Genomic DNA, 5,708 nt, shown 5'->3' with positions numbered 1-5,708 from the left:
GCAAGGCCGAGGCCTTGTTTTTTGAGAGCATTGCAACCGGCGTCACCTTGGCGGACGGCTTGCAAAAGGCCCTGCTCGAGAGCATTGCCAAGTTGCCCATCCCCAAAGTCATGAGCTACCAGCTGCAAAAGAATTGCGAACTGCCCGGCTGGACCAGTGTGAGCTTTGTGCGCCCCGCCCACGGGCTGGTCGCTCTGTATGGCAGCACAGTCGTGCCGGTGCAGGCGCTGGGGCTGCAGTCCTCGAACCAGACCGAAGGCCACCGGTTCGAGGCGCGGGTGTCTCCGGTGGTGATTGCGAATGCCGACGCTTATGCCAGCACACTGGCGCGAGATGGTGCTGTGATTGCCAGCTTTGCCGAGCGGCGCGCCGAGATCGTGCGTCAGCTCGAAGCCGCTGCCGCCCAAGCCTCTCAATCTGATTCCCGATCAAACGCCTCCACAGATGGCGCCCGCGGCCCGCTCAAAGCCATTGATGACGACGCCTTGCTCGACGAAGTGACCGCACTGGTCGAGCGCCCCCATGTGTTGACCTGCGCATTTGAGACCCAGTTTCTCGATGTTCCGCAGGAATGCCTGATTCTCACGATGAAGGCCAACCAGAAGTACTTCCCGCTGCTCGATAGCGCGGGCAAGCTGACGCACCAGTTCCTGGTCGTGTCCAACATCCAGCCCGAAGACGCCAGTTTTGTCATCGGCGGCAACGAGCGGGTGGTGCGCCCCCGACTGGCCGATGCCAAATTTTTCTTTGACCAGGACCGCAAGAAAACACTCGCCTCGCGCGTGGAAGCCTTGGGTAAAGTCGTGTACCACAACAAACTCGGCACCCAGGGCGAGCGCGTCGAACGGGTGCGAAACATCGCCCGCGCCATTGCCGCTCAGCTGGTGCAGCAGGGCCAAGGAGACGCCGCCTTGGTGGCCCAAGCGGACACGGCGGCCCAACTTGCCAAGACCGATTTGCTCACCGACATGGTGGGCGAGTTCCCCGAGCTCCAAGGCATCATGGGCGGCTACTACGCGCTCAACGATGGCCTGGGCGACACCGTGGCCCACGCGATTGAAGACCATTACAAGCCCCGCTTTGCCGGCGACACCCTGCCGCGCAATGCTGCCGGGCTGGTGGTGGCGCTGGCCGACAAGCTGGAAACACTGGTCGGCATGTTCGGCATCGGCAACCTGCCCACCGGCGATAAAGACCCCTTCGCCCTGCGCCGCCATGCGCTGGGCGTGATCCGCATGCTGGTCGAAAAAGACCTGCCGCTCGACCTGAGCGCTCTGGTGCGCAGCGCGGTGCCAGCGTTTGGTGCGTTGGTGTCGGATGCGTCGGACGCGCTGGTGGACTTTATGTTCGACCGCCTTGCCGGCTCCTTGCGGGAGCAAGGCTTTAGCGCCCAGGAAGTCGATGCGGTGCTGGCCCTGCGCCCGCAGCGCCTGGGCGATGTGGCCAAGCGGCTGGGCGCGGTGCGCGCATTTGCGGCGCTGCCCGAGAGCGCCGCGCTGGCAGCCGCCAATAAGCGCATCAGCAACATCCTCAAGAAAACTGACGATGTCGATGCCCATGTGAGCGAGATCCTGCTGCAGGAAAGCGCCGAGAAGGCGCTCCACGCAGCCATGCAAACCGTGTTGCCCCAGGCCCAAAGCCAGTGGCAGGCTGGCGACTACACCGCGTCGCTCCAAACCCTGGCCGCGCTGCGGGCCCCGGTAGATGCGTTTTTTGAAGACGTCATGGTCAACGCCGAGCAACTGGACCTGCGCCTGAACCGCCTGGGCTTGCTCAAGAGCCTGTATCTGGCCATGAACCGCGTGGCAGACCTCTCCAAACTGGCCACCTGAATCCGCCGCCTGAATTCGCAGCATTAGTCACCCGCGCCCTTCTATGAAACTCTGCATCCTCGACCGCGACGGCACCATCAACATCGACAGCGCGGACTACATCAAGTCCCCGCTCGAGTGGCGGCCCCTGCCCGGCGCGCTCGAAGCCATTGCCAAGCTCAACCACGCGGGCTGGCACGTGGTGGTGGCTACCAACCAGAGCGGGCTGGGGCGCGGGCTGTTTGATGTGGCCGCGCTCAACGCCATGCACGCCAAGATGCACTCCATGCTCGCGGCGGTGGGCGGGCGGGTGGATGCGATTTTTTACTGCCCCCACACGCCCGACGACCGCTGCCGCTGCCGCAAGCCCGACCCCGGCCTGTTCGAGCAAATCAGCGAGCGCTTCGGCATCGACCTGCGCGGCGTGCCTGCCGTGGGAGACTCCCCCCGCGACCTGATAGCCGGCGCTGCGCTGGGCTGCGCCTCGCACCTGGTGTTGACCGGCAAAGCCGCTGGCCTGCGTGGCCTGCCCTTGCCCGACATCTACCCCGCAGATACCCGCGTCCACGACGACCTCACCGCCTTTGCCGACTACCTGGTGGCCCAGCCATGAACGCCCCGCTCACACCGCGCCCGAGCCCCCGCACGCCAACTGCTGCCACGTCGGGCCGTGTGATGGCATTCCTGCGTTCCTGCCTGCACATGCTGTGGATGCTGGTCACCGTGATGCCCTGGGCGCTGGTGATGCTGGTGGCCTCAGTGCGCGTGCGCGGGAAGCCACTGTGGTGGATGGCGGTGCGATGGTTGCGTTGGGCGATTGACGGCGCTCGCCTGCTGCTGGGCATTCGTGCCCACGTGATTGGCTGGGAAAACCTCCCCACCGGCGACACCGCGCCCGCCATTCTGCTGGTCAAGCACCAGTCCACCTACGAGACCTTTCTGATGCCCACGCTGATGCCGCATCCGCTGGCCTATGTGTTCAAGAAAGAGCTTCTCTACATCCCTTTTTTCGGCTGGGCCATGGGCCGGCTCGACATGATTCATATCGACCGCAGCCAGCGCGCCGAGTCGTTTTCCAAGGTGGTGGAGCAGGGCAGGCGCCTGCTGGCCCAAGGCATCTGGGTCATCATGTTTCCAGAAGGCACACGCATTCCCCGCGGCAAGACCGGAACCTACAAGCTCGGCGGCACACGTTTGGCCGTGGCCACCGGCGCGCCGGTGATTCCTGTTGCAGTTACCAGCGCCAAATGCTGGCCGCGCAAGGCTTTCGTCAAGACCGCCGGCGTGGTGGAAGTCTCGATTGGCAAGCCCATCCCCAGCGAGGGCCGAGACCCCAAAGAGCTGATGATGGAAGTCCAGACCTGGATTGAGGCCGAAATGCGACGCCTCGACCCCGACGCTTACCCGGACTGAGCCCGCAAAGCCCGAACCCGCACCATGCACCCGCTGTTGCGCTTCACCCTCGATTTATTTGAGCCTTTTGAGGCTCCGGCGCCCGCCGCTATTGCGCCATCAGCTCCTAAAAAAATAGCGTATCCCGCCGGGCCGCTCGAGCCCGGGCAGCCGCTGGCACAGGCCTTATCCCCTGTTAGCTACCACCATCCGCAGGCCACGCGCGAAGTGCACTTAGAGGGTGCAGTGGTGCGCTACGCCTTTGCCCGCGGCAAGCGGCGCACCATTGGTTTTGTGGTCGGCCCCGACGGACTGGCGGTGCGCGCGCCGCGTTGGACACCCCTGCACGAGGTGGACGCCGCCCTGCGCACCAAGTCCGACTGGATATTGCGCAAGCTGCACGAAACCCGCGAACGCAGCACCCGCCAGCAGCACGCGCAGGTCGACTGGGCGGCAGGCGCCGAGTTTCCTTATCTGGGCGCGCCGGTGCGCATCGCGCTCGACGCGGCCCACGGGTTTGCTGCCAAGGGCGCCGCGCTGGATGGGCAGCCAGATGCCGCGGGTGTGCGCTGGCTGCGGGTGGCCCTGCCGCAAAGCGCCAATCCGGCCCAAATCCGCGATGCGGTGCAGGCCTGGCTCATGCGCGAGGCGCGGGCCCTGTTTGTGCAGCGGCTCGACCACTTCGCGCCGCTGCTGCAGGTTCAATGGAAGAAGCTGAGCCTGAGTAACGCCGGCACCCGCTGGGGCAGTGCCAAGAGCGACGGCTCCATCCGGCTCAATTGGCGTCTTATTCACCTGCGCCCCGCGGTGCTGGACTATGTGGTCGCCCACGAGCTCAGCCACCTGCGGGTGATGGACCACAGCCCCCGCTTCTGGGACACCGTGCGCACCGTGGTGCCCGACTACGCAGCCTTGCGTAACAGCTTGAAGGAGCCGGCCATTCCGAAGTGGTGAGCCGGCGAAAAGGGTGAGCAAGCCCCTACGTTTTAGCGCACCGTTTTGGCGTCCTGCCCGAACAAAATCTTCTTTGCCTCGTCGTCGATGCCCGGGTTTTGCACGGCTTGGGCAATCGCGTAGGCCTTGACGGTCGCGGGGCGCGCCGCAATGCGGGCAAACCACGCGGCAAGGTGGGGAAAGTCTTCCAGCTTCTGGCTCTGGCGCTCGTACGGCACGATCCACGGGTAGCAGGCCATGTCGGCAATGCTGTAGTCGCCGGCAATGAAGTCGCGCCCGTCGCTCAGGTGCTTGTTGAGCACACCGTAAAGGCGGGAGGTTTCCTTCACATAGCGCTCAATCGCGTAAGGCACTTTTTCGGGGGCGTATTGGGTGAAGTGGTGGTTTTGTCCGGCCATCGGGCCCAGTCCGCCCATCTGCCAGTTCAGCCACTGCAGCACCATAGTGCGCCCGCGCAGGTCCTGCGGCATGAAGCGGCCGATTTTTTCGGCCAGATACTGCAGGATGGCGCCGGATTCAAACAGCGACAGCGGCGCGCCACCATCGGCCGGCGCGTTGTCCACGATGGCGGGTATGCGGTTGTTGGGTGCAATCGCCAGAAACTCGGGCTTGAACTGCTCGCCCCGCCCGATATGCACCGGGTGCAGCTGGTAGGGAATGCCGGCTTCTTCCAGAAAAAGCGTGACTTTGTGGCCGTTGGGCGTGGCCCAGTAGTAGAGGTCGATCATGGGGGAAGCTCCGGTGGTGGGGGAAACGCCAGCACCTTACCGGAAAAAACAGTGCCCTGAGGCCGGCCCGGCCCAGAGTTCTTTTGCCGCATAATTTCCGTTTACGTAAACGTCAATCACTGCACGGCCCGGCCAAGCTTCAAAAGCTCCCCGCACCCTGCACCCCGAACGGACCATGAGCACCACCTACAGCATCAGCGATCTGGCCAAAGAGTTTGACCTCACCACCCGCGCCATTCGCTTTTACGAAGATCTGGGCCTGCTCCAGCCCGAGCGCACCGGCCCCGGCGGGCGCAACCGGCTGTACAGCGGGCGCGACCGCACCCGCCTCAAGCTCACCCTGCGCGCCAAGCGCCTGGGCCTCAGCCTCACCGAGGCGAAAGACATCATCGAAACCTACGACGGCCCGCGCGACACCGGCGCCCAGCTGCAGAAGTTTCTGGACGTGCTGGCCGCCCACCGCAGCCAGGTCGAGGAACAGATGGCCGACCTGCAAGCCAACCTGGATGAGATCAAAGTCCACCAGCGCGAGGCCCGGGCCCTGCTGGCCAAGGCCTCATCAGACGAAGCCCCTGCCCCCCGCAAGCGCGCCGCCAAGCGGGCGGACGCAGCCCCCAAAACCCCCTAAAGCGGAGACACCTATGAGCAACCTGCCCGGCCTGAATTTCCAACTCGGCGAAGACATTGACGCCCTGCGCGACGCGGTGCGGGAATTTGCCCAAGCTGAAATCGCCCCCCGCGCCGCCGAGATCGACCGCAGCGACCAGTTCCCGATGGACCTGTGGCGCAAGATGGGCGACCTGGGTGTGCTCGGCATCACCGT

The 5,708-nt window shown here is 64.7% G+C and carries 7 protein-coding genes; 6 read left to right on the top strand and 1 reads right to left on the bottom strand.

All coding sequences use genetic code 11. The annotated features are described in order from the left end of the window. The 4 genes from glyS to Q0O05_RS10985 all read left to right on the top strand — a co-directional run. A partial coding sequence (gene glyS / locus Q0O05_RS11000; protein ID WP_293663027.1) for a glycine--tRNA ligase subunit beta occupies positions 1 to 1,832 on the top strand: 1,832 nt, incomplete at its 5' end. 43 nt (positions 1,833 to 1,875) lie between these two features. Then, on the top strand, positions 1,876 to 2,424 hold the full coding sequence (gmhB, locus tag Q0O05_RS10995; protein ID WP_293663025.1) for a D-glycero-beta-D-manno-heptose 1,7-bisphosphate 7-phosphatase: 549 nt from the start codon (positions 1,876 to 1,878) through the stop codon (positions 2,422 to 2,424). A 62-nt stretch (positions 2,425 to 2,486) separates the two neighbouring features. Beyond that, on the top strand, positions 2,487 to 3,224 hold the full coding sequence (locus Q0O05_RS10990; RefSeq protein ID WP_293663028.1) for a lysophospholipid acyltransferase family protein: 738 nt from the start codon (positions 2,487 to 2,489) through the stop codon (positions 3,222 to 3,224). A gap of 24 nt (positions 3,225 to 3,248) precedes the next feature. Beyond that, positions 3,249 to 4,157 (top strand): SprT family zinc-dependent metalloprotease, encoded by a 909-nt coding sequence (locus tag Q0O05_RS10985; protein ID WP_293663024.1) that lies wholly within the window; start codon positions 3,249 to 3,251, stop codon positions 4,155 to 4,157. 32 nt (positions 4,158 to 4,189) lie between these two features. Here Q0O05_RS10985 and Q0O05_RS10980 read toward each other — a convergent pair whose 3' ends face one another. Further along, positions 4,190 to 4,885, bottom strand: a complete 696-nt coding sequence (locus Q0O05_RS10980; protein WP_293663022.1) for a glutathione S-transferase N-terminal domain-containing protein — start codon at positions 4,883 to 4,885, stop codon at positions 4,190 to 4,192. Between the two features lie 175 nt (positions 4,886 to 5,060). On the opposite strand from Q0O05_RS10980, the gene Q0O05_RS10975 reads away from it, so the two are divergent. Further along, on the top strand, positions 5,061 to 5,513 hold the full coding sequence (locus Q0O05_RS10975; RefSeq protein ID WP_293663020.1) for a MerR family DNA-binding transcriptional regulator: 453 nt from the start codon (positions 5,061 to 5,063) through the stop codon (positions 5,511 to 5,513). 13 nt (positions 5,514 to 5,526) lie between these two features. Next, positions 5,527 to 5,708: acyl-CoA dehydrogenase family protein (locus tag Q0O05_RS10970; RefSeq protein WP_293663018.1), on the top strand; the 182-nt coding region annotated here is incomplete at its 3' end.

Source organism: Rhodoferax sp. OV413 (assembly GCF_945881795.1).
In the GTDB taxonomy this organism is placed as follows: Bacteria; Pseudomonadota; Gammaproteobacteria; order Burkholderiales; family Burkholderiaceae_C; genus Allorhodoferax.
The sequence above is the reverse complement of the archived record's forward strand: the minus strand, read 5'-3'. Positions and strand labels throughout refer to the sequence as shown.